This is a genomic window from Amycolatopsis roodepoortensis (assembly GCF_014873915.1).
GTDB lineage: Bacteria > Actinomycetota > Actinomycetes > Mycobacteriales > Pseudonocardiaceae > Amycolatopsis > Amycolatopsis roodepoortensis.
Window position 1 is genome coordinate 1,847,485 of record NZ_JADBEJ010000001.1, and the last position, 22,211, is coordinate 1,869,695.

22 protein-coding genes are annotated in these 22,211 nt (G+C 69.9%); 9 read left to right on the forward strand and 13 right to left on the reverse strand.

Going from position 1 to position 22,211, the window contains the following annotated elements:
- Nucleotide 1 precedes the first annotated feature (1 nt).
- The 4 genes from H4W30_RS08435 to H4W30_RS08450 form a co-directional block, all read right to left on the reverse strand.
- Complete coding sequence (locus H4W30_RS08435) at nt 2-1,351, reverse strand: DUF2252 domain-containing protein (RefSeq protein WP_192742253.1); 1,350 nt, start codon at nt 1,349-1,351, stop codon at nt 2-4.
- A 51-nt stretch (nt 1,352-1,402) separates the two neighbouring features.
- On the reverse strand, nt 1,403-2,170 hold the full coding sequence (locus H4W30_RS08440; protein WP_225948822.1) for a DUF1206 domain-containing protein: 768 nt from the start codon (nt 2,168-2,170) through the stop codon (nt 1,403-1,405).
- 61 nt (nt 2,171-2,231) lie between these two features.
- Complete coding sequence (locus H4W30_RS08445; protein WP_192742255.1) at nt 2,232-3,809, reverse strand: hypothetical protein; 1,578 nt, start codon at nt 3,807-3,809, stop codon at nt 2,232-2,234.
- Nucleotides 3,794-4,567, reverse strand: coding sequence for an ABC transporter ATP-binding protein (locus H4W30_RS08450; RefSeq protein ID WP_192742256.1), 774 nt, complete (start codon nt 4,565-4,567; stop codon nt 3,794-3,796). The genes H4W30_RS08445 and H4W30_RS08450 overlap by 16 nt, the downstream gene beginning before the upstream one ends.
- Before the next feature lie 120 nt (nt 4,568-4,687).
- On the opposite strand from H4W30_RS08450, the gene H4W30_RS08455 reads away from it, so the two are divergent.
- Genes H4W30_RS08455 through H4W30_RS08465 form a run of 3 tightly spaced genes read left to right on the forward strand, consistent with a single transcriptional unit; the run spans nt 4,688 to nt 7,003 of the window.
- Entirely contained in the window at nt 4,688-5,938 is a 1,251-nt protein-coding gene (locus H4W30_RS08455) for a sensor histidine kinase (RefSeq protein WP_192742257.1), read from the forward strand.
- Nucleotides 5,935-6,585, forward strand: coding sequence for a response regulator (locus tag H4W30_RS08460; RefSeq protein WP_192742258.1), 651 nt, complete (start codon nt 5,935-5,937; stop codon nt 6,583-6,585). Before H4W30_RS08455 ends, H4W30_RS08460 begins: the two co-directional genes overlap by 4 nt.
- Nucleotides 6,586-6,643: 58 nt before the next feature.
- Nucleotides 6,644-7,003 (forward strand): antibiotic biosynthesis monooxygenase family protein, encoded by a 360-nt coding sequence (locus H4W30_RS08465; RefSeq protein WP_192742259.1) that lies wholly within the window; start codon nt 6,644-6,646, stop codon nt 7,001-7,003.
- On the opposite strand, the gene H4W30_RS08470 is transcribed toward H4W30_RS08465, so the two are convergent.
- The 5 genes from H4W30_RS08470 to H4W30_RS08490 form a co-directional block, all read right to left on the reverse strand.
- Nucleotides 6,939-8,306 carry a DJ-1/PfpI family protein gene (locus H4W30_RS08470; RefSeq protein ID WP_192742260.1) on the reverse strand — a complete coding sequence of 456 codons (1,368 nt, stop codon included), beginning with the start codon at nt 8,304-8,306 and terminating at the stop codon, nt 6,939-6,941. The two genes, H4W30_RS08465 and H4W30_RS08470, sit on opposite strands and share 65 nt — an antisense overlap.
- Nucleotides 8,307-8,308: 2 nt before the next feature.
- Complete coding sequence (locus H4W30_RS08475) at nt 8,309-8,707, reverse strand: hypothetical protein (RefSeq protein WP_192742261.1); 399 nt, start codon at nt 8,705-8,707, stop codon at nt 8,309-8,311.
- A gap of 112 nt (nt 8,708-8,819) precedes the next feature.
- A complete protein-coding gene (locus H4W30_RS08480) occupies nt 8,820-9,461 on the reverse strand; it encodes a response regulator (protein WP_192742262.1) in 642 nt (213 codons plus the stop codon).
- On the reverse strand, nt 9,458-10,561 hold the full coding sequence (locus H4W30_RS08485) for a sensor histidine kinase (RefSeq protein WP_192742263.1): 1,104 nt from the start codon (nt 10,559-10,561) through the stop codon (nt 9,458-9,460). The genes H4W30_RS08480 and H4W30_RS08485 overlap by 4 nt, the downstream gene beginning before the upstream one ends.
- A gap of 90 nt (nt 10,562-10,651) precedes the next feature.
- Nucleotides 10,652-11,650 carry a LacI family DNA-binding transcriptional regulator gene (locus tag H4W30_RS08490; RefSeq protein WP_034318806.1) on the reverse strand — a complete coding sequence of 333 codons (999 nt, stop codon included), beginning with the start codon at nt 11,648-11,650 and terminating at the stop codon, nt 10,652-10,654.
- Between the two features lie 161 nt (nt 11,651-11,811).
- On the opposite strand from H4W30_RS08490, the gene H4W30_RS08495 reads away from it, so the two are divergent.
- The 6 genes from H4W30_RS08495 (at nt 11,812) to H4W30_RS08520 (ending at nt 19,906) form a co-directional block, all read left to right on the forward strand.
- Nucleotides 11,812-12,879, forward strand: a complete 1,068-nt coding sequence (locus tag H4W30_RS08495) for an ABC transporter substrate-binding protein (RefSeq protein WP_192742264.1) — start codon at nt 11,812-11,814, stop codon at nt 12,877-12,879.
- A 2-nt stretch (nt 12,880-12,881) separates the two neighbouring features.
- The gene (locus H4W30_RS08500) at nt 12,882-14,357 is read left to right on the forward strand and encodes a sugar ABC transporter ATP-binding protein (RefSeq protein ID WP_192742265.1); all 1,476 of its coding nucleotides are present in this window, start codon (nt 12,882-12,884) and stop codon (nt 14,355-14,357) included.
- Nucleotides 14,358-14,391: 34 nt separating this feature from the next.
- Nucleotides 14,392-15,348 carry an ABC transporter permease gene (locus H4W30_RS08505; RefSeq protein ID WP_192742494.1) on the forward strand — a complete coding sequence of 319 codons (957 nt, stop codon included), beginning with the start codon at nt 14,392-14,394 and terminating at the stop codon, nt 15,346-15,348.
- Nucleotides 15,345-16,337 (forward strand): ABC transporter permease, encoded by a 993-nt coding sequence (locus H4W30_RS08510; protein ID WP_191252469.1) that lies wholly within the window; start codon nt 15,345-15,347, stop codon nt 16,335-16,337. The genes H4W30_RS08505 and H4W30_RS08510 overlap by 4 nt, the downstream gene beginning before the upstream one ends.
- 9 nt (nt 16,338-16,346) lie before the next feature.
- Entirely contained in the window at nt 16,347-19,070 is a 2,724-nt protein-coding gene (locus tag H4W30_RS08515) for an AbfB domain-containing protein (protein WP_192742266.1), read from the forward strand.
- 83 nt (nt 19,071-19,153) lie between these two features.
- Nucleotides 19,154-19,906: a LysR family substrate-binding domain-containing protein gene (locus tag H4W30_RS08520; protein ID WP_192742267.1), complete on the forward strand. Its 753-nt coding sequence runs from the start codon at nt 19,154-19,156 to the stop codon at nt 19,904-19,906.
- A gap of 114 nt (nt 19,907-20,020) precedes the next feature.
- Here the strand turns inward: H4W30_RS08520 and H4W30_RS08525 are convergent, their stop codons facing one another.
- The 4 genes from H4W30_RS08525 to H4W30_RS08540 all read right to left on the reverse strand — a co-directional run bounded on the left by H4W30_RS08525 (nt 20,021) and on the right by H4W30_RS08540 (nt 22,161).
- Complete coding sequence (locus H4W30_RS08525) at nt 20,021-20,371, reverse strand: DUF5997 family protein (RefSeq protein WP_225949187.1); 351 nt, start codon at nt 20,369-20,371, stop codon at nt 20,021-20,023.
- Nucleotides 20,372-20,446: 75 nt separating this feature from the next.
- On the reverse strand, nt 20,447-20,716 hold the full coding sequence (locus tag H4W30_RS08530; protein ID WP_257486408.1) for a PASTA domain-containing protein: 270 nt from the start codon (nt 20,714-20,716) through the stop codon (nt 20,447-20,449).
- A 27-nt stretch (nt 20,717-20,743) separates the two neighbouring features.
- Entirely contained in the window at nt 20,744-21,769 is a 1,026-nt protein-coding gene (locus H4W30_RS08535; RefSeq protein WP_192742269.1) for a DUF1648 domain-containing protein, read from the reverse strand.
- Nucleotides 21,766-22,161: a GntR family transcriptional regulator gene (locus H4W30_RS08540; protein WP_192742270.1), complete on the reverse strand. Its 396-nt coding sequence runs from the start codon at nt 22,159-22,161 to the stop codon at nt 21,766-21,768. The genes H4W30_RS08535 and H4W30_RS08540 overlap by 4 nt, the downstream gene beginning before the upstream one ends.
- Nucleotides 22,162-22,211: the final 50 nt, after the last annotated feature.

The window sequence follows — 22,211 nt, forward strand, 5'->3', positions numbered from 1 at the left end:
GTCAGCCCTCCGCGGCGGGCCGGACGGCGGGGATCTTCCCGCCGCGGAAGGCGTCCACGAACAGCCGGTGGTCGTTCCGTGACTGCTCGGCGTAGGCCATCCCGAATTCGGTCAGCGTGCGGACGAACTCCTCCTCGCGGTCGCCGATCACTGCGGCGATGGCCGCTTCGCTCTGGAAATCGACGAGGGTCTGCTCGGAGTCCGAATCGGACACACAGTGCATCTTCGCGGTGGCCCGGCCGAGGTAGTCGAGGACCGGCCCCATCTCCGACGGTTCGGTCAGATCCGACCAGTCCAGGTCGTCGACGTAGGGCGAGAGCTCCGAGACGACGAACCCGGTCCCGTCGATCTCCGTGTACCCCAGCCAGGGATCCGCGTGCGCCTGCAACGCGCGCTGGGAGACGGCGGTGCGATGCCCCTCGTTGGTGAAGTAGCCGCGGATGCTCTCCTCGGACACGATCCGGCTCGGTGCCGCGACGTTGCCTTGTTTCATCGAGAGGACGACGTCGTTCTCCAACGCCTGGGTGCGGCCTTCGACGAGGATGTTGTACGCGGGCAGCCCGGCCGAGCCGATGCCGAATCCCGTCCGGCCGACGATGTCCTTGACGCGGTAGGTGATGCTGCCGAACCGCTTGTTCTCCGGGATGGTGTCCAAATAGGACTCGAAGGCCTTGGCCGCGATCTCGTGCTCGGCCTTGTCCAGTACCCGGACGCCCGGCCCGTGCCGGAACCTGCGGTCGTAATCCTCCACGGTGGTCAGCTCGTCGAGCAGGTCGATCCGCGTCTTGAGCCGGGCCCTCAGCAGGACCTGGTGCAGCGCGCCCTCGGTGCTGTCCAGCTGGAGACGGACGAGTTCGTCGCCGGGACGCTCGGCGTACTCGCGGACCTGCTTGACGTAGGCGCGCAGATAGGTGCCGATCAGCGTCTCGATGTCGTCGTCGGAGATCGCCTTGCTCCACGCCAGCAGCGCGACACTGGCGGCGAGTCGTTTGAGGTCCCAGGTGAAGCAGCCGAGGTACGCCTCGTCGAAGTCGTTGACGTCGAACACCAGGGTCCCCGAAGAATCCATGTAGCTGCCGAAGTTCTCGGCGTGCAGGTCGCCCTGGATCCACACGCGACTCGTCTCCGCGTTCGCCCACGGGTCTTCCTCGTGCGCCATGTCCGCGTAGAACAGGCACGCCGAACCCCGGTAGAAGGCGAACGGGGCGGCGGCCATCTTGCGGAACTTGCGGCGGAACGCGTCGGCGTCCGCGCACATGAGGTCCTCGAAGGCCTCCACCAGCACTTCGACGATCCGCGCTTGACGGTCGTCCTCGCCGCCCTCGCGGATCAGTTCGATCACACCTGCCATCACGACCTCCAGACGTCGTTCACGGTGCCACAGGTCGGGTCGGCGGGCAGATCAGATCTTGCGGAAGCGCGCGTCCAGCAGCGCGAAGGCGCCGAACGCGGCGATACCGGCCGCGAGCGCGAGGAGCATCGGGCCGCCGTACGGCTGGGCGGAGAGCGTCTTCAGCGCGGCGTCGAGGCCGCTCGCCTTGGCCGGATCGAACGTCACCGCGGCGACGACCGTCAGCACGCCGATGGTGCCGTACGCGGCGGAGAGCGCGATCCAGCCGATCTGCCCGAGCCGGATCGTCGTGGTCCGGGTATGGCTGGAGGCGCCGCCGAAGTCGAGCTCCCGCACGAAGGTCTTCCGGAATCCGCGCTGGGCGAGGAACACGGCCACCGCGACGACGGCGATCCCGGCGGCGGTGACCAGGACCGGTCCGTACGACTCAGCGAGGATCCCGGCGACGAGAGAGCCTTGCCCGTCGTCGGCGCCCGCGGTGGCGAGCTTCACCGCGCTGTAGGACACGAGGCCGTACAGCACGACCTCGATGGCGCTGACGATCCTGCGCACGGTCCGCCGCCGCGCCTTGACGTGCCGGTGCCCGGTGATCGCCTCGCTGAGCTGCCACAACGCCAGGACCGCGAGGCCGGCCGCGATCAACCACAGCAGCCACGCGCCCCCCTCGGCGACGACCATCTGCAGTGCGCCCGCCTTGTCCGCCTTCGCCTTGTCGCCGAGCGCGACCTGCGCCGCGAGCCAGGCGACGAGCAGGTGCACGATCGCGTAGCAGACGAGCCCGCCTCGGGCGATCAGGCCGAACGTCTTGCTTTCGCGCATCGGCCGATCCTTGTCGAGCCGACGCCCGCCCGCCAGACCCGGCCGGAGCAACGTGCCCGGTTCACCGTAGTTTCGCGAAGGTTTCGGGGAGCCGTGCCGCCAGCCTGCGGGTCGCGAGGGCACCCCCGAGCCAGGCTCCGGCGACGGCGTTGACCAGTGCCACCGCGAGCGTAGCCGCCCCGAACCAGGCCGGGAGCGAATCGCCCGCGAAGGTCAGCGTCGCGGCCATCGCGGACGTCGGAGCGGTCGCCCACAGCTGGAGCTGGAACGCCGCGAAGATCCCGGCCGTGTTCTCGCCGGCGTCCGTGGCGTTGACGCGGCGGTGCGGGTCGACGCCGGGTGTCGCGCCGAGCACCGACATCACCAGCGCGGTACCGCAGCCGACCCCGAGCAGCGCGATCAGCACCGCGAGGATCGGCACGGCGTAGGTGAAGATCCCCGTCACGGCCATCATCGCCGCGGACAGGACGAGGGCGGGCAGTCCGAAGAGGACGGTGATGGCGATCTGGCGGCCGCGGACGTCGGCACGCACCGTCGCCGGGCTCTCGGCCACCACGAGCTGCCACAGCGCGGTGCCGTCCTGGCCGTAGAGGTTCGCGCCGCTGAGCGCGACCGTGAGCGCGACGGCCGCACCGGCGAGCCCGGCGATCTCCGGTACTCCGGCGATCGCGCCGTAGATCGCGATGAACACCCCGAACCAGATGGCCGAGCGGACCTCCAGGCTCCGCCAGGGATCCCGCCACCAGGTACGGAGTTCCTTGCCCACGACGGCGCCGAGCGGGCTCGCGGGGAGCAGCCGGGCGCGGGTGAGCACGCGGCCGCCGAGGGGACGGCGGCGGCGTCGCGCGGTGCGGGCGCCGACATGCGGGGTCAGCAGCACGATCGCGGCCGTCGTCACGGCGGCCGTCGCCCCGGCGAGCAACGCGAGCGAGCCCAGCGCGGGTATCGGCCGTCCCGCGGCCATCTCGCCGACGGCGCGCAGCGGCAGCCCGAACGGCGTCCACTCCAGCGCCGCACGGGCGGGAACGGTACCGAAACCGTCACGCAGGAACGCCGGGATCGACTCCAGTACCGGCCGGACGATGGCCCAGCCCGCCGTCATCGACGACAACAGCAGGCCGTACTGGACCGCGGCGAGCTCCACGCCGAGGTGGGTGCGCATCGCGGCGCCCAGCAACGCGTAGACGGTCCGGGAGAGCGCCACCAGGAACACGACCAGGAGCACCGCGCCCACGAGGGCCACGGCGACCGAGGCGATCGCGGTCCCGCCGGTCGCCGTGGCGAGGGCGTACGGGATCAACGCCAGCGCCGCGATCGTCGTCACGGCACCGCCGACTCCGGCGAACGCGGACGCCAGCAACCCCGCTCCGAGCCCACGCCGCGCGAGCGGCAGCAGGGTGAAGTACTCCGGGCGCAGCATCGCGGCGCCGGAGGTGAGCACGGGCCCGACCAGCCAGCCCGCCGTCCAGCAGGCCAGGACGAGCAGCAGCACGTCGGTGCGGGAGGCCGGTTCCGCGACAAACACGGCCGCCCAGGTCGCCGCGGCGCCCAGCACTCCGGCGACCAGGCCGAGCACTCGCTTCCAGCTGACCGTATGCCGCTGGATCGCGAGTTTCAGCCGGATCAGGTCGCCAACCACAACAGGTCCTCCGCTCCGACCGAACGCTCGCCGACGAGCCGCACGAACACGTCTTCGAGCGTCGAATCGCCCCGGACCTCGGCCAGCGTGCCGCTCGCCACGACCCGCCCGTCCGCGATGATCGCCACCCGATCGCACAGATCCTCGACCAGCGACATCACGTGCGACGAGAGGACGACCGACCCGCCGGCCGCGACGAACCGCCGCAGCATCGCCCGCAGCACCCGTGCCGAAACCGGGTCGACGGCCTCGAAGGGTTCGTCGAGCACGAGCACTTTCGGCGCGTGCAGGAGCGCCGTCGCCAGCCCGATCTTCTTCCGCATCCCGGTCGAGTACTCGATGACGAGCACCCCGCGTTCCTCGGCCTCTTCGAGTTCGAGGATCCGCAGCAGCTCGGCCGCCCGCGAACGGACGACGGCGGCGTCCATGCCCCGGAGAAGCCCCCAGTAGGTCAGTAGTTCGGCGCCGGTCAGGCGCTCGGGCAAAGCGAGGCCGTCGGGCAGGACACCGAGCATGGCCTTCGCCGTGGCCGGTTCGGCCCAGACGTCGACACCGTGGACCAGCGCGGTCCCCGAATCGGGGCGCAGCAGCCCGACGGCCATCGCCAGCGAGGTGGTCTTGCCCGCGCCGTTCGGGCCGACCAGCCCCGTCAGCGATCCGGGCGGCACGGTGAGCCCTACGTGATCGGCGGCGGTCTTCCCGGAAAACGCCTTGGTCAGCCCGTCGAGTCTCAGGGCGGGCGCCGTTTCGCTCAGCATGGGCTCCACGATGGCCGCGGGGGTATGCCCGCCGCTTCGGTCGACGGGACCGGCTCGATGGCCGGGTGACCAGGAAGATCGTGGCCACTTGTCCGGTCTGTCGGTATCTACACTGCGACGATGGCCGTGACGGTGGACCGCTGGATGCTGCCCGGTGAGCTCGCCCGTGCCGACGAGCCGGGGGAGTGGTCCGGGACGCGCACGCCGCGCGACTGGGCGGTGGACGTGACGATGTTCGCGGTCGCGGCCCTCGTCTGGTTCCTCGAGTTCCGGTATTTCGTCCTTCCCAACGTGCTCGGGCTGCCGAGTTGGACGCAGGTGGCGGATGCGGTCCTTGGCGGGATCGTCTGCTTGGCGCTCTGGTGGCGACGGCGGTTCCCGGTGACGGGCGGTGTCCTGGCCGCGACGGCCGGGGCGCTCGCGAACACCGCGGCGGCGGCGATGATCCTGCTGCTGTTCTCCCTCGCCCTGCACCGGGGCTGGAAGCCTGCCGTCCCGATCACGTCGGTGGCGGTGCTGATCAGCGTCCCGTACATCCACGCGTACTTCCCCGGCGCGTCCGCGCAGCCCCTGCCCTGGCTGATCAGCCTGGTGCTCGGGGCCGCGCTCGTGGTGACGGCCGGGATCGGCGTGCGCGCCCGCCGTCAGGTCGTGCTGGCGTTGCGGATGCGCGCGGACGCCGAGCGGCGGGCGCACGGCCGTGCACTGGAGGAGAGCCGCCTGGCCGAACGCCAGCGGATCGCGCGCGAGATGCACGACGTCCTCGCGCACCGGATCTCGCTGCTCGCGGTGCACGCCGGAGCGCTGGAATACCGCACGGCGCAGGCGGAACGCGGTGCCGCGCCGGAACCGACGGCGGCCGAAGTCCGCGACGTCGTCGCGGTCGTGCGGTCCAACGCCAACCAGGCGCTGGACGAACTGCGCGAGGTCCTCGACCTCCTGCGTCAGCCACCCGACGGCGAGGACGGCCGCGAGGCACCGCAGCCGACGGTGGCCCGGCTGCCCGCCCTGGTCGACGAAGCCCGCCTCAGCGGGCAGCAGGTGCGGGCCGATTTCGCCGAGGGACTCGAGGAGTTGCGACCGCAGCTACAGCGCACGATCTACCGCATCGTCCAAGAAGGACTGACGAACGCGCGGAAACACGCTCCCGGTGCGGCCGTCGACGTGGTGGTGAGCGGCTCGGCGTCGGGAGAGGTGCTGGTGCAGGTGGCCAACGCCGCGCCGATCGGCGTCACCACGAGCGAGATCCCCGGCGCGGGCGCGGGACTGATCGGGCTCGCCGAGCGGATCGCGCTGCACGGCGGGGAACTGAGCAGGGAGATCAGCGACGGGAAGTTCCGCGTGCGGGCCCGGATACCGTGTGCGTCGTGATCAAGGTACTGGTGGTCGACGACGATCCTCTCGTGCGTGGCGGGCTCGGGCTCATGCTGGGCGGAGCGGGCGACGTCGAGGTCGTCGGTGAGGCGGCCGACGGAGCCGACGTCGCCGGCGCCGTGGCCCGGCTGCGGCCGGACGTCGTGCTGATGGATGTCCGGATGCCGGTGCTCGACGGGATCGCCGCCACCGCCGCGCTCGCCGGGCGGACGGGGGAGCACGCGCCGGCCGTGGTCATCCTGACGACGTTCGACGCCGACGAGACCGTGCTCGCCGCCTTACGCGCGGGCGCGGCGGGGTTCCTGCTGAAGCACACCCCGCCCGAGCAGATCGTCGAGGCGGTCCGGCGCGCGGCGGCCGGGGAACCGGTGCTGTCGCCGGAGGTGACCCGGACCGTGATCGCGATGGCGGCGCGGCGGGGCCCGGATCGCGGAACCGCGAGGAACCGGATGGAGCTGCTGACCGAGCGGGAACGTGATGTCGCGCACGCCGTCGCGGAGGGGCTGAGCAACGCGGAGATCGCCGAACGGCTGCATCTTTCCCGGTCGAGCATCAAGGCGACCGTTTCCAGCGCGCTGACCCGGCTCGACCTGACCAACCGGATCCAGCTCGCGATCGTCGCCCATGAGGCGGGCAGGCCTTGATCTCCAGTTAGGTGGAGGGTGAAGCCTGGTGTTCACCGAATTGCGTCAAGGAGTGAACATGGGTGAGGACAAGGGTTTCTACTCGATCATCGAGTACGCGGTCGACGGACCGGAGACCCAGGCGGCACTGGTGGAGGCCTTCGCGGAGATCCAGGACCGCTGGGTCCGGTTCTACCCGGGCTACGTTTCGGCCCGCTTCCACGCGAGCGTGGACGGGACGAGGGTCGTGAACGTCGTCAGCTGGGCGAGTGAAGCGGACTACCGGCATTTCGAAGAGACCTCGGATACCGCGGGACGGCTGGCGGCCATCCAAGCGGCGCTCGACGGCCTGCCCGGCGAGGTCGAGTCGCTGGTCAGTGCGAATCCCCGCTACCGCGTCGTAAGGGAGACGGGCCCCGGCCCGCGAATCGCCGGCTGACGGCACGGATCCCGAAGGCCACGAGCAGGCCGAGGACGGCCAGCCCGAACGGCCGGAGTGTGACCGTCCACGGCCACGCTTCGCCGTCGAGCGCGAGGTGGGCCGGCCGGTATTCCAGCGTCCTCGACGTCCATCGCGTGGTCGCGGCGTCCGTCGTGCGTGCCAGGTCTTCGAGCACGGCGTCGAACGGGAATCCCGGTTCGGCGTGCAGGTACACCGGTGAGCGCCCGGAGTATCGGTCGGCGGCGTGACTCGCGGCCGCGTCGGTGCCGGGCACGATCAGCCGGTCGAGGCCGGGGCTCGGGGTGCCACGCGGCGCGAAGGTCAGGCCGTGGCGCGACCGGATCGGCGTGCCGTCGAGGCCGACCGCCCGCGTTTCGACCGCGAGGGACTGGCCGTAGGTGTCGAACACCGCGGCCAGTTCCAGCTCACGGATCCCGGTCGTCAGCAGGACTTCCAGCCTGGGCTTGTCCCACCGGAAGGCGGTGTTGAACCCGACCACGGTGTCCGCCGCTTCGAAGCTGTTCAGCTCCATCGGCGGGCTGGAGCCGGGGGAGTAGTGGGCCCAGCCGACGGCTTCCGCCGTCTTCCGCGCGGTCTCGGTGCCGGCGAAGCGCTCGGTGAGCCGGAGCGCCCCGTCGATCCCGGAGAGGATCCCGGCCGTGGTCAGGATGTTCCCGTCGTCGACGTAGCGTGTGCCGCGAATCCAGTCCACGGCGGGGAACTCGTCGTCGAAGCCGTCGATGCGGATCCAGTGCGAGGTGGCCTTCCGCCCGTCGAGGAGCCCGGCCGTGGCGAGCACGCCCGAACCGTTGCAGACGCTCATGAGCAGCGAGCCCCGCGCCGACTGCCGGTTCAGCCACTCGGTCACCGGCCGCGTGGTCGGCTCGCCGAGATCCGGCAACGCGGGCACCACCACGACGTCCGGCGCAGCGGAAGGGAGCAGCCTGTCGAGATCGGCGAAACCCAGGTCCGGGACGAGGTCGAGCCCGCCGGTCAGCGTGACCGGCCGGACCTCCGGCGCGACGGTGTAGACGTTGAACGCGCCGGACGCCGCCAGGACCTCGTAGGGCGCGAGCGCGTCGGAGACGACGGCACCCTCGTTGCCCACCACGACCACCGCGGTCGGTTTCGCGGGATCGTGCGGCCGGTGGGCGGGACGCGGCACGATGCCGTCGTTTCTCGGCGTGTACCGGTCTTCGAAGCTGGCGTTGAGGGTGACCGCGCCGAGGGTGACCGGCAGGGCCAGGGCGGCGACGGTGAACGCCAGCGCGGTCAGCGTGACACGCAGGAGAGATCGCATGGTCAGAGCCCGTACTCGGAGCGGCGGCGGAACATGGCGGCGAGCATCGCGGGCACCATCAGCACGTGGCCGGCCGTCATCAGCGTCGATCCCGAGATCAGGCCGGTCCAGAAGAACGGCAGGAACAGCAGATACGGCACGTACATCGCGGCCGACATCTCGGCGATCGAAACCCAGCCGTGGCGCCGGATCCGCATCCACAGCGCCATGCCGATCGACATGTTCGTCGCCATGACCAGTGCGTTCGCGGTCACGTTGCCCGGAAGGCCCGGCCACAGGAACGACCAGACCGGCTCCAGCACGATCATCCCGGCCACCATCGCGATCAGCATCTCCACGGCGTGGCGGACGAAGTGCAGAACGGCCTGCTTACGGGTCTTCGGTTCGGTCGTGTGCTTCATTTCGGCTCCCTCGGTCGGTGCGATGGGAGCAATGTTCGGGCGGGGCGGGTCACGCGGGCAGGTGCCGGAAGTCATGCCCGAGGTCATGTGACCGGTGCGTGCGACCCGCCTCTCAGAACAGGCCGAGTTCCTTCGCGCGCAGGGCCGCCTGGGTGCGATCCCGCACCTGAAGCTTGGACAGGACACTCGTCACGAGATTCTTCACGGTGCCCTCGGCGAGGAACAGCGTCTTGGCGATCTCACGGTTGCTGCGGCCGTCCGCCAGGAGCCGGACGACCTCCAGTTCACGCTCCGAAAGCGGCGTCGTCGACGGCCGGGGCGTCTCGGCGGGCAGTCGCGCCACGTGTGCGACGAGTTTCGCCGCGACCGACGGCTGCAGCACCGATTCGCCCCGTTGGGCCGCGACCAGCGCTTCGACCAGCCGCGTCGACGAAACGTCCTTGAGCAGGTAGCCGACCGCGCCCGCGCGCAACGCGGCGAAGACGTCTTCGTCGTCGTCGAACGTCGTCAACGCCAGGACGCGCACGTCCGGTTGCTCGGCGCGAAGCCGCGCTGTGGCGGCGATTCCGTCCAGCACCGGCATCCGCAGATCCATCAGCGCGACGTCGGGACGGAGCTCGGCACAGAGCCGGACGGCCTCCTCACCATCGCCCGCCTCGCCGACGACGTCGATCTCCGGCTGGACCTCCAGCAGGGTCGCCAACGCTTCGCGGAACAACGCCTGGTCGTCGACGATCAGCACCCGGACGCTCATCCCGGCACCTCCACGGTGAGCGTCGAGCCGTGCCCTTCCGCGGAGTCGACCGAGACACTTCCGCCGAGCCCGGCGACCCGCTCGCGTAGTCCCACGAGGCCGAAACCCTTGTCCGGCTGGGGATCTCCGGTGAACCCGATACCGTCGTCGCGGACCTCGAGCCGGACTCGATCGGTCACGGCGTAGTCGAGCACTACGGTCGCGGCGGTCGCTCGCGCGTGCTTGCGCACGTTGGTCAGTCCCTCCTGGGCCGCCCGGAACAGCGACTCCTCCACGTCGGCGCGGGTCTCCCTCGCGGTGCCCTTGACCTCGAATCCGGTCGGCACGCCCGCCGTGGAAGTTTCCTCCGTCAGCGCCCGCACCGCGTCCGCGAGTGGTTCGGAACGCGGCTCCCGCAACGCCGACACCGACCGGCGGACCTCCGCCAGCGCCTCGCGCGACTGGTCCTGTGCCTTGGCGAGCATCCCGTCGGCCCGCTCCGTGTCGCCGGTGCCGATCACCGCGCGGGCGGCCTGCAACATCATCTGGACGACGGTGAGATGGTGACCGAGCCCGTCGTGGATGTCGCGCGCGACGCGGTTGCGCTCCTGGATCGTGGCGAGTTGTTCGGCCTGCGCTGCCTGGTCGCGGAGACGTTCGTGCGCCTCGGCCAGTTCCTCCCGGGCCCGCTTCTCACGGACGACCAGCTCGGTCACCACGGCGGCGAAGACCATGACCGCCAGCGTCCCGAGCCCCTCGCGGAGCCCGTCAAGCGGCGCCATCGGCAGGTGGATCAACGGGATCACCACCGCGACCCCGAAGGCCACCGGCAGCGGCAGCAGCAACACGGTGTGACACACGAGGACCACGAGAAGCAGGACGGCGCCGACGGCGGCGCCCGAAAGCGAGAACAGGGTGAAGCCGAGCGGTAACTGAACGCAGACGTACGCGATCGCCCACGCGCGCCCGTGTTTCTGCACCCAGGGGAAGCCGGCGATCGCGATCGCCGCGTAGACCAGCCCGGCGAGGAGCGTCGGCAGCACGAGCGTCTCGTATCGGGCCGAGCCGAGCGGCAACGTCACGTACGCGACGAGGGTCAGCACGGCCAGGGCCCGGTTCACGGACACACAATGCCACGAGTCCCGCGTTTCGTCCTCTGAATGCGGTCCTAGCACACGCAACTACCGCATCCAGAGGACGAAATGCGGGGGCTAGGCGATGGTGCTGTTCCGGATCTCCAGCGAGAACGGGGTCTGGACGTCTTCCGGTTCCAGGTCGCTCCCGCCCGCGATACGTCGCCGCAGCAGATCGACCGCGGCCCGCGCGATCGCCGCCTTGTCCGGCGCGATCGTCGTGAGCGAAGGCAGGCTGTACGCGCTCTCTTCGTTGTTGTCGAAGCCGACGATCGCCATGTCCGACGGCACCTGGACGCCGCGTTCGGCCGCGGCGCGCAGGGCGCCGATGGCGAGAAGGTCGTTGAAGCAGAAAACCGCGTCGGGCGGCTCCGGCAGCGCGAGCAGATGCGCCATCGCCTCGGCGCCGTTGGCGCGGTGGTAACGCAGGGCGGGCAGGACCAGCTCGGGAATGGGCGTGAGACCGGCTTCCTCCAGTGCGGAGTGGTAGCCCTCCAGCCGTTGCGCGGCGGTGTGGCGTTGCGGATGCGCGCCGATGGCGGCGATCCGCCGGCGGCCGAGCGAGATCAGGTGCCGCACCGCGATCCGGGCCGCCTGGACGTTGTCGATGCCGACGTGGTCGATCGGGACGTCGACGACGTGCTCGCCGAGCATCACCAGCGGCACGCCCGGCGCCAGGTCTTCGAAGTCGTTGGTGTGCAACGCTTCCGGGCTGATGATCGCGCCGTCGATCAGATGCGGCCCCAGCGCGGACAGGGCGTTGCGCTCCCGCTCCCTGGTGCCGAGGGTCTGTTCGATGAGGACGTTCCACTCGTGTTCCTGCGCCGCCTGCAGCACCAGGCCGGCCAGCTCGCCGAAGTACGGGATGCTCAGCTCGGGCAGCATCAGCCCGAGGAACCCGGTGCGGCCGCGGCGGAGGTTTCGGGCACCGAGGTTGGGCCGGTACCCGGTCGAGGCCAGTGCCTCCTCGACGCGCTTGCGGTTCTCCGGCTTGACGAAGTCGTAGCCGTTGACCACGTTCGACACGGTCTTGACCGAGACGCCCGCCAGCTTGGCGACGTCCTTGAGCGTGGCCACCCTCGCTCCCCTCTGCAGTGCTCCGGCACAGATCCGGCACAGCCTAGCCGCGCGAACGGCGGATTTACAACGTTGTACCAACGATGTAAATCTGGCATCGTCCCTATGAGTGACATGGGTCACCGCAGATCCGTGTGCTCGACTTCCCCGAGGAGCGATCGATGTCCCTGCCCATCCGCCGCACCCTGCTCCTGGTGACCGGCCTCGCGCTCGCGCTGACGGCCTGCACCAGCCGCGAGACCCAGCAATCCGCCCCGTCGGGGGCGGGACCGGCCGCCTCGGCGGCGCCGAGCCAGGCCGCCGGGCCGGGATGCGCCCGCGAGAAGACCGGCTACCCGCAGGTGGACGTGAAGAACGCGGTCATCGGCTTCTCCCAGTCGGAGAAGGAGGCGAACCCGTTCCGCATCGCCGAGACGCAGTCCATCAAGGACGAAGCGACGAAGCTCGGCGTCCCGGCGGACAAACTCCTGATCACCAACGCGCAGAGCGACCTCAACAAGCAGGTCAGCGACATCAAGTCGCTGCTGGACCGGGGCGCGCAGCTGCTCATCGTCGCCCCGCTCAACTCCGACGGCCTGCAGCCCGCCCTCGACGCGGCGAAGGCCAAGAAGGTCCCGGTCGTCACGATCGACCGCAAGGTGACCTCCCAACCGTGCACCGACTACCTGACCTTCATCGGCTCCAACTTCGTCGAGCAGGGCAAGCGCGCCGCGCAGGAGATGGTGAAGGCCACCGGCGGCACCGGCAAGGTCGCGATCCTGCTCGGCGCGTCCGGCAACAACGTGACCACCGATCGCACCAAGGGATTCAAGGACGAGATCGCCTCGACCACGGGGATCCAGATCGTCGCCGAGCAGACCGGCGAGTTCGACCGGTCCAAGGGCCAGGCGGTCATGGAGCAGCTCATCCAGAGCAACCCCGAGATCACCGCCGTCTACGCCGAGAACGACGAGATGGGCATCGGCGCGGTCACCGCGCTCAAGGCCGCGGGCAAGACACCGGGCAAGGACGTCAAGATCGTCTCGATCGACGGCACCCGCAACGCCGTCCAGTTGATCGCCGACGGCAGCTACAACGCGGTGATCGAGTCCAACCCGCGCTTCGGTCCGCTCGCCTTCTCCACGCTGCAGGACTTCGCCGCCGGCAAGGAGATCCCGCCGACCGTGGTGATCTCCGACGACCAGTACGACTCGGCGAACGCGGCCCAGAAGCTCGGGAACGCGTACTGACGATGGAACCGGTTCTCGAGGTCGAAGGCGTGACGAAGACGTTCGCCGGGGTGCGCGCGCTCGACGACGTGTCGTTCGCGCTAGGGCCGGGCGAGGTGCACGCGCTGGTGGGCGAGAACGGCGCCGGGAAGTCGACGCTGATCAAGGTGCTCACCGGCGTGCACAGGCCGGACTCCGGCACGATCCACGCGCGGGGCGCGATCTCCACGATCTACCAGGAGGTCAACCTCATCCCGCTGATGAGCGTGGCGAGCAACGTGTACCTCGGCCGCGAGCCGCGGAAGCGGTTCGGGCTGGTGGACTGGGCGCGGATGAACGCCGACGCGGCGGCACTGCTGAAGGACTACGGCATCGACGCCGACGTCCGCCGTCCACTCGGGACACTCGGGGTCGGCGCGCAGCAGATGGTGGCGCTGGCCCGCGCGGTGTCGGTCGACGCCGATGTCGTGATCATGGACGAGCCGACGTCCTCGCTGGAACCGCGTGAGGTCGAGACGCTGTTCGAGGTCATCGGCAGGCTGCACGAACGCGGGATCGCGATCGTGTACGTCAGCCATCGGATGGACGAGCTGTACCGGATCTGCGAACGCGTGACGGTGCTGCGGGACGGCAAACGGGTCCACACCGGACCGCTCGCAGACCTGCCGCGGCTGGAACTGGTGTCGATGATGCTCGGCCGCAGTGTGGGCGACATCCGCTCCCACGGCGCGACGGCGTTCGAGGGCGACCACGAGGCCGGCCGGGAGCCGGTGCTGCGCGCGGAGGACCTCACCAGCGGGAACCGGCTCAGCGGCGTCTCGGTGGAGATCAGACCCGGCGAGATCGTCGGCCTGGCGGGCCTGCTCGGCTCCGGCCGGACCGAGACCGCCCGCGCGATCGTCGGCGATCTACCGCTGTCCGGCGGCACCGTCCTCGTCGGCGGAAGGCAAGTCCCGCAAGGGAACGTGGCCGCCGCGATGCGCGCGGGCGTCAGCATGCTCGCTGAAGACCGCAAGACCGAGGGCATCATCCCGCATCTGTCGGTACGGGAGAACATCGTGCTCGCCGCGTTGCCGAAGCTGTCGCGGTTCGGTCTGGTCAGCCGGGCGAGGCAGGACAGGATCGTCGACACGTTCGTGAAACGCCTGCGGATCAAGGTGTCCAGCCCGGATCAGAAGGTCGCGGAGCTCTCCGGCGGGAATCAGCAGAAGGTGCTGCTCGCCCGGTGGCTCTGCACCGAACCGAAGGTGTTGCTGCTCGACGAGCCGACCCGGGGGATCGACGTCGGCGCGAAGGCGGAGGTGCAGGCGCTCATCGACGAACTCGCGAAGGACGGGCTCGCCGTCCTGCTGATCTCGTCGGAGATGGACGAACTCCTCGATGGCGCCGACCGGCTGATCGTGCTCAAGGACGGCGCGGTGGTCGGGGAGCTGGCGGGGGAGCAGTTGACGCAGGACCACGTGCTGGCCGCGATCGCTTCGGGAGGCGCGGATGACTAGCACCCAGCGGAGAACGGAGGAACCGGGGCCCACCATGACGGATACGGCGAAAACGGTGGACCGGACCCGGGCGGCGCGGTGGCTCCAGGAGTACGGCGTGTACGTCGCCGTCGTCGCGCTCGTACTGTTCAACATCGCGTTCACGGCGAACTTCCTGACCGTCGGCAACTTCCGCACCCAGCTCATCCAGGCCGCGCCGGTACTGGTGGTCGCGCTCGGAATGGCGCTGGTGATCGGCACCGAGGGGGTCGACCTGTCGGTGGGCGCGGTGATGGCGCTGTCGGCCGCGCTCGTCCCGCTGTACCTCGGCTACGGAACGCTGCCCGCGGTCGCCATCGCGCTCGCCGCGGGGCTGGCGGCGGGGGCGTTCAACGGGGTTCTCGTGGCCAGAGTCGGGATTCAACCCATCGTGGCGACGCTGGCGTTGCTCGTCGGCGGGCGCGGCCTCGCGCTGGTGCTCGCCGACGGCCAGCTGATCCAGCTGCACGATCCGGGTTTCCTCGCGCTCGGCACCGGCGAGGTATTCGGGATCCCGGTGAGCGTGCTCATCGCGGCCGTCCTCGCCGTGCTCATGGCCGCGCTGGTCGGGAAGACGGCGTTCGGCAGGCGGCTGGTCGCGATCGGCGGCAATCGGCGGGCCAGCGTGCTCGCCGGGCTGCCGGTCACCCGCGTCCTCATCGGCGTCTACGCGATCTGCGGGCTGCTCGCGGCGCTGGCCGGAGTGCTCTCCACCGCCCGGCTCGGCGCGGGGGACCCCGCGGACGCCGGCCTGCTGATGGAACTGTCCGCGATCACCGCGGTCGTGGTCGGCGGCACCCCGCTGACCGGCGGGCGCGTCCGCATCCTCGGCACGGTGATGGGGGTCCTGCTCATGCAGCTCGTCCGCGCCACGCTCATCAAGCACAACCTGCCGGATTCGACCGCGCAGATGATCCAGGCCGCGATCATCGTCGTCGCGGTGTACGTCGCACGGGAACGGAGCAGCCGATGACCGCGGCGCCCACGATGGCCGCTCAGGACTCGACGCGGCGCGAGCTGATGACCGGGGTCCTGCAGAAACAGGGCGCGGCGATCGCGCTGGTGCTCATGGTCGCCGTCGCGTGGCTGCTGTTCCCGCGCTTCGGCAGCCTGGACAACCTGCGCGACATCGCGTTGCAGAGCTCCTTCCTCGCCATCATCGCGCTCGGGATGACGTTCGTGATCATCACCGGCGGGATCGACCTGTCGGTGGGGTCGGTCTACGCGCTCGGCGGGGTCCTCGCCGCCTACGGGTCACAATGGGGTTTCCTCGTCGCGCTGCTGCTGCCGCTGGCGGTGTGCGGGCTGATCGGCCTGATCAACGGGCTGCTCGTCGCGAAGACCGGGATGGCACCGTTCATCGTCACGCTGGCTTCGCTGCTGTTCGCCCGCGGGCTGCTGCTCGCGATCACCTCCGAGGGCGCGACGACGTACAAGATCCCGGAAGGCGAGGCGTTCGTCGAACTCGGACGCGGCACGCTGTTCGGGTTCGGCTATCCGGTGTTCATCGCGGCGGCGCTCTGCCTGATCGGCGGGCTGTTGTTGCGGCGGACCCGGTTCGGGCAGTCGGTGTTCGCGACCGGGGGGTCGGAACAGTCCGCGAAACTGATGGGGCTGCCGGTCGCCCGCACGAAGGTCACCGTCTATGTGATGAGCGGCGTCCTGTCCGGGCTCGCGGGCGCTCTCACCGCTGCGTACCTGCAATCCGGCGTCACGGTGATCGGGGTCGGCCTCGAACTGGACGCGATCTCCGTGGTCGTCATCGGCGGCACCCTGCTGACCGGCGGAATGGGCACGATTCTCGGCACGGTCATCGGAGTGGGCATCCGGACGGTGATCCAGAACGTCATCAACCAGATCGGAACTCTCGACAGCAACTACCAGTCGGTGGTCAGCGGTGCGTTCCTCTTGGTGGTCGTTGTGCTGCAACGGTCATTGGCCCGTACGACCGCCCGGAGATAGGGAGATCGCATGCACCGAAGAACCGCGCGCGCCCTGAGCGTCGTGGCCGGTCTGCTGGCCGCCGCGACGACACTCGTCCCCGTCGCCCAAGCCGCCCCCGTCCCGCTCCCGACCCCGTGGACCGACCAGGTCTCCCCGTCGAACGCGCTGCCCGAGTACCCGCGCCCGCAACTGGTGCGGTCGGAGTGGCTCAACCTCAACGGCACCTGGGGTTTCACCGGCGCGCCGAACCTGAACTCGCCGCCGATCGGCAGGCCGCTGAGCGAGAACGTCCTCGTGCCCTACCCGATCGAGTCGATGCTTTCGGGGATCAAACGGCATGAGGACAACATGTTCTACCGCCGGACGTTCACCGTTCCGTCCACTTGGGACGGTCGCAGGGTGAAGCTCAACTTCGGTGCCGTCACCTGGGAGACCAGGGTCTGGGTCAACGGGACGGCGATCGGGAGCCACACCGGTGGGTTCGACGCCTTCTCGTTCGACATCACGCCGGCGCTCAAGGCGGGGGAGAACGAGATCGTCGTCGGCGTGGCGTCACCGGTCGACGGAAGCCGGTACCCGGTGGGGAAGCAGCGGAAGACACCCGACGGCATCTTCTACACCGCGGCATCGGGAATCTGGCAGACCGTCTGGCTGGAGCCTGTGCGTGCGGAGCACATCACGCGGCTCGACACCACTTCCGACGTTCCTGGTGGCGCGCTCGACCTCGTCGTCCAGGGCACACCCGGCCAGCAGGCGACCGCCGAAGTGCTTTCGGGTGGCCAGGTGGTCGGGACCGCCACCGGCGCGGTCGGTTCCCACCTGCGGGTCCCGGTTCCGAACGCGCGGCTGTGGTCACCGGACGATCCGTTCCTCTACGACCTGCGTGTCCGGCTGCCGGGCGGCGACGTCGTCACCGGGTACTTCGGCATGCGGTCGCTGGGCAAGGCGATGGTCGGCGGCGTGATGCGGCCGCTGCTCAACGGCAAGTTCGTCTTCCAGCTCGGCACGCTGGACCAGGGATACTGGCCGGACGGCATCTACACCGCGCCGACCGACGAGGCACTGCGGTTCGATCTGGAACGGCAGAAGGCGCTGGGCTTCAACATGGTCCGCAAGCACATCAAGGTCGAGCCCGCGCGGTGGTTCTACCACGCCGACCGGCTCGGGCTGATGGTCTGGCAGGACATGCCGTCGCTCGACTCGGTCGGCGAGGTCCCGAACGGGCACGCCAACTTCGAGGCCGAACTGCGGCGGATGATCGAGCAGCACAAGGGCATCACGTCGATCGTGCAGTGGGTGCCGTTCAACGAAGGCTGGGGCGAGTACGAGGCCGGGCGCATCGTGGACCTGGTCCGCTCGATCGACGACACCAGGCTGATCAACCACAACTCCGGCTCGAACTGCTGCGTGTCCGATCCGGACCCTGGCAACGGCGACGTGATCGACGATCACGCGTACCAGGTCTCCACCGGTACGCGGCAACCCGACGCACGCCGGATCGCCGTCCTGGGTGAGTACGGCGGCCTCGGGCGACGCGTCATCGGCCACGAATGGGAACCGGGCAAGGGTTTCGCGTACGGCGCCCTGTACCCGGACGAGACGTCGCTGACGAACCGGTACGTGGAGATCACCAAGCAGGTGGGGCGGTTCGTGCACGGCCGAGGGCTTTCCGCGTCGGTCTACACCGAGCCGTACGACGTCGAGAACGAGGTCAACGGCTTCTACACCTACGACCGCCGCGTGCTGAAGATGACCGAGGCGCGGGTGCGCGAGATCAACCAGAAGGTGCTCGCCATCGCCAAGGGCACCGAGGTCGGCCGGGGCGAACTCGTGTCGTTGCGGGTCACCACGGCGGGGTACACGGATCGCTATCTGCGGCACCAGGACGACTTCGTGAGGACCGACGTCCTGGGTGAGGGCAGCGCGGATCTCGCCAAGAAGGACGCGACGTTCTGGGCGCGCCAGGGGCTGGCCGACGCGTCGTGCCTGTCGTTCGAGTCGCGGAACTACCCCGGGCACTTCCTGCGGCACGCGTCTTCGCGGATCCGCAAGGACGCGAACGACGGCTCGGCGCTGTTCGCCGGGGACGCGACCTTCTGCGCGAGGGAAGGCGCAGGCGGAACGGCCTTGGAGTCCTTCAACCAGCGTGGCGCGTATCTGCGGCACTACGGCGCGACCGTCTATCTGGCGCGCAGCGGCGGGCCGAACCCGTGGGACACGCCGTCGAGCTTCGCGGCGGACACGACGTGGGCGGCTTCGGTCCCGCTTTGGCGCAGCGGCGCGGATCTGCCGCTGGACCAGGCGCGGTCGTTCAAGGTGACGACTCCCGGCTTCACCGACCGGTTCCTGCGGCACCGTGACGGCCTCGCGCGAACGGACGTGGTGAACGCGTCGAGTGCGGCGTTGCTAAAGGCGGACGCGACGTTCGTCGTGCGACGCGGTCTCGCGGATCCGTCGTGCTACTCGCTGGAGGCGCGCAACTATCCTGGCCAGTTCCTGCGGCACGCGGACTTCCGGGTGCGGCTGGGCGGGAACGACAACACCGACCTGTTCCGGAAGGACGCGACGTTCTGCGCCCAGCCCGGGGCCGGTGGAGTGCGGCTGGCGTCGGTGAACGAACTGGGCACGAACATGCGGCATTACGCCGAGGAGGTCTACGTCGCCGTCAGCGGTGGTGGTCACGCGTTCGACAATCCGGTCTCGTACGACCAGGACGTGACCTGGGCGGTCTCCGCGGCCTGGGCTCCGTAGCGGGGTCTCGTGAGTGGCAAGGACGGTTAGAACCGTCCTTGCCACTCACGAGGGCGATGACCACTCCCGGTAACCTTGCCCCCATGACCGGCCCGGACACACCCGCCTCCTTCAAGCTCGCGTACGTCCCCGGCGTGACGCCCTCGAAGTGGGTCCGGATCTGGAACGAGCGGTCGCCCGACGTGCCGCTCGAACTCGTCCAGACGACCGCGGCCGAGGCCGCCGGGCTGGTCCGGGAGCGCGAGGTGGACGCCGTCCTGCTGAGGCTCCCGATCGACCGCGAGGGGCTGCACGCGATCCCGCTCTACACCGAGACGACCGTCGTGGTCGTTCCCAAGGACCACCTGGTCGCCGCCGCGGACGAGGTCTCCGTCGACGACATCGCCGACGAGATCGTGCTGCACCCGCTCGACGACACGCTGGACTGGGACGCGCCTCCGGGAAAGCCCGCGCTGGAGCGACCCGCCACCACGGCGGACGCCATCGAGCTGGTCGCCGCCGGTGTCGGGCTCCTCGTCGTCCCGCAGTCGCTCGCACGGCTGCACCACCGGCGCGATCTGACCTACCGCCCGATCTCCGGCACGCCGGAATCCGGCGTCGCGTTGTCTTGGCCGGACGACGAGACCTCCGACCTGATGGAGCAGTTCATCGGGATCGTGCGTGGCCGCACGGTCAACAGCACGCGCGGGCGGCAGCAGGCTCCGGAGAAGCAGGCGCCGGAGAAGAAGACTCCGCCGAAGAGCAAACGCCCTCAGCCCGCCGGCCGGAAGCCGCAGGCCGGTAATCGCCGCGCTCCCCAGGGCGGGAAGCGCGGCAAGCCCCGTCGACGCGGATAGCGGTGCGGGCGGGGCAACTCCTGGCCGCGGAGGACGTCGCGAAAGCCACTTTCGGGACATCAGGCGTCGCGAAAGTGGCTTTCGCGACGTCCTCCGGCACGGCCTGAGCCGAGGTCAGCCGTCGCTGCGGGCGGCCTTGAGCCGCGCCTCTTCCTTGCGGACCTCGGCCTGCGTCTCGCGCTCCCGCTTCAGCCAATCGGGGTTCTCGTTCTTGATCGCGTCGATCTCCTCGGTGGTGAGGGCGCCGGTGATCCCGCCCCGCGCCAGACCGCTGATGGAGACGCCCAGCTTCGCCGCGATGACCGGACGCGGATGCGGCCCGTTGCGGCGCAGTTCCCGCAGCCACTCGGGCGGCTCGGCCTGCAGTGCGTTCAGCTCGTCGCGGGAGACGACACCCTCCTGGAACTCCGCCGGGGTCGCCTCGAGGTACACCCCCAGCTTCTTCGCCGCTGTCGCGGGCTTCATGGTTTGAGGGGTTTTCTGCGACGTCATTCCCTCAGGGTAACGAGCGGCCCGGGCACCGCCGATCACACCCGGTGATCAGCCCTCGGCCTGGTCTTCGAGCAGGTTCGGCAGCGGACGCCGCGGCTCGCGGACGCCGGCGGGGTCGCCGCCGCCGGTGATCCAGACGGTCACCACGCTCCACCGCGGCAGCCGCGTCCCGGCCGCGGGCACCTGCGCGACGACCTGGCCGTTCAGCAGGGGATGGGGGCTGTCCGGATCGGGGCCTTGCAGCGACAGGCCCGCGTCGTGCCCGGCCAGCCAGGCGTCGAGCGCCTGCTTTCCCACGAAGTCCGGCACCACGGCCACGATTCCTCACCCACGACCAGGGTACTCTCAGCCGCCCTTCGCCGGGAGGGTCACGACACCGAGCCCGGCGAGCACCCCGGTCACGGCGACCGCGGCGAGCACGACCCAGGCGATCGGATGCCCGAGATTGAGTGTCCAGTAGGTCCCGACCCGCCGGTGCACCAGGAGCGCGGGATCGTTCCGGTTCAGATAGACCATTCCGGCGGCGTGCCAGTAGCGGTCGTCGTCGCGTTGTTCGTACCGGGTTTCCGGCCCGTCGCCGGTTGGCGACAACCGGTGGCCGGCGTCGCCCGCCTTGACGGAGAAGACGATCCACGCGACGAAGGCGGCGAGGAGGGGCAGGTAGGCCACGATCGTGGTCGGCACCGTCGTCTCGACGACCTGCCAGAGCTGGAGCGAAACGACGAGCATGGTCGCGTTGACACAGCCCGCGGAGATCAGCAGCAGGCTGAGCACCCCATGCAGGTACTCCCGGTACCGCGACGCCGACGCGGACGGCTGTGCGGCGTCGATCTCGGGCCGGGCCCGTGAGATGGCGATGGTCAGGAGCGGGACGAGCACCAAGACCAGAAGCTGCGTGAGGACCGTCGAGAAGTTCGTCGTTCCCTCGAACAGGCCGATGACCGCCGTGACAACGGTGAGCAGCACCGCCGGCGCCAGCAGGATCCACTGTGGACGGACCGGATCGGAGCGCAGCGTCGTGTCGGCGGTGACCGCCTGCCGTGTTCCGGTGTACCAGCCCTCTTCGCGTTTCGCGGCGGCGATCGAACGACTGGCCAGGCCGCCGAGCAGCGAATAGACCGCGACGAGACCGATCAGGACGATCTCGGGGCCGGGCCCGCCGACGAGGACGACGCCGCAGGCGGCGATCGCACCCACCGCGATTCCCCGGTTGTAGCGACGGCGTGCGAGGAGGATGACGGCCTCGCCGGTGCGCCGGGCCGGGACTCGGACGCCGAAGGGAAGGGTCGGCCGTGCCAGCGCGGGTGCCGAGGCGAAAGTGGCCGCGGTGAACGCGATCAGGGCCAGGTTCAGCCAAAGCGGTCCGGTCATCGCCGGGCGCTCACGGCGAAGGAGTCCAGCACGGACTCGCACCGGCCGGTCACCTCGCGCGGGCTGAGGCCGAGAGCGACGGCTTCGGCGAGCAAGGTGCGCAGGCGCTCCTGCCATTCGTCCGCGTAGCCGTCTTCCGCCGGACCGGAGGACGCGTCCCGCCGGACGACCGCGCCGGTCTTGCGATTGATCCGGATGAAGCCCTGCGTCCGCAGCAGGTCGTAGGCCTTGTTGACGGTGTGGAAGTTGATCCCGAGATCGGCGCCGAGCTGCCGGGTGGAGGGCAGGGCGCTGCCCTCGGCCAGCGCGCCGTCGGCGACCGCTTCGACGATCCGGTCGCGGATCTGCTGGTAGATCGGAACCTCGCTGTCGAGGTCGAGAGTCAGCAACACCCCGCAAGGATATCTGCTATACACTTGCTATAACAACTACATCAGCTGGC

Excerpts from the sequence above, each read along its gene's own strand:
- H4W30_RS08435 (WP_192742253.1), bottom strand. The coding sequence starts at position 1,351 with ATGGCAGGTGTGATCGAACTGATCCGCGAGGGCGGCGAGGACGACCGT.
- H4W30_RS08515 (WP_192742266.1), top strand. The coding sequence starts at position 16,347 with ATGCACCGAAGAACCGCGCGCGCCCTGAGCGTCGTGGCCGGTCTGCTG.
- H4W30_RS08450 (WP_192742256.1), bottom strand. The coding sequence starts at position 4,567 with ATGCTGAGCGAAACGGCGCCCGCCCTGAGACTCGACGGGCTGACCAAG.
- H4W30_RS08480 (WP_192742262.1), bottom strand. The coding sequence starts at position 9,461 with ATGAGCGTCCGGGTGCTGATCGTCGACGACCAGGCGTTGTTCCGCGAA.
- H4W30_RS08505 (WP_192742494.1), top strand. The coding sequence starts at position 14,392 with ATGACGGATACGGCGAAAACGGTGGACCGGACCCGGGCGGCGCGGTGG.
- H4W30_RS08440 (WP_225948822.1), bottom strand. The coding sequence starts at position 2,170 with ATGCGCGAAAGCAAGACGTTCGGCCTGATCGCCCGAGGCGGGCTCGTC.
- H4W30_RS08525 (WP_225949187.1), bottom strand. The coding sequence starts at position 20,371 with ATGAAGCCCGCGACAGCGGCGAAGAAGCTGGGGGTGTACCTCGAGGCG.
- H4W30_RS08495 (WP_192742264.1), top strand. The coding sequence starts at position 11,812 with ATGTCCCTGCCCATCCGCCGCACCCTGCTCCTGGTGACCGGCCTCGCG.
- H4W30_RS08475 (WP_192742261.1), bottom strand. The coding sequence starts at position 8,707 with ATGAAGCACACGACCGAACCGAAGACCCGTAAGCAGGCCGTTCTGCAC.
- H4W30_RS08455 (WP_192742257.1), top strand. The coding sequence starts at position 4,688 with ATGGCCGTGACGGTGGACCGCTGGATGCTGCCCGGTGAGCTCGCCCGT.
- H4W30_RS08535 (WP_192742269.1), bottom strand. The coding sequence starts at position 21,769 with ATGACCGGACCGCTTTGGCTGAACCTGGCCCTGATCGCGTTCACCGCG.
- H4W30_RS08510 (WP_191252469.1), top strand. The coding sequence starts at position 15,345 with ATGACCGCGGCGCCCACGATGGCCGCTCAGGACTCGACGCGGCGCGAG.
- H4W30_RS08470 (WP_192742260.1), bottom strand. The coding sequence starts at position 8,306 with ATGCGATCTCTCCTGCGTGTCACGCTGACCGCGCTGGCGTTCACCGTC.
- H4W30_RS08500 (WP_192742265.1), top strand. The coding sequence starts at position 12,882 with ATGGAACCGGTTCTCGAGGTCGAAGGCGTGACGAAGACGTTCGCCGGG.
- H4W30_RS08465 (WP_192742259.1), top strand. The coding sequence starts at position 6,644 with ATGGGTGAGGACAAGGGTTTCTACTCGATCATCGAGTACGCGGTCGAC.
- H4W30_RS08520 (WP_192742267.1), top strand. The coding sequence starts at position 19,154 with ATGACCGGCCCGGACACACCCGCCTCCTTCAAGCTCGCGTACGTCCCC.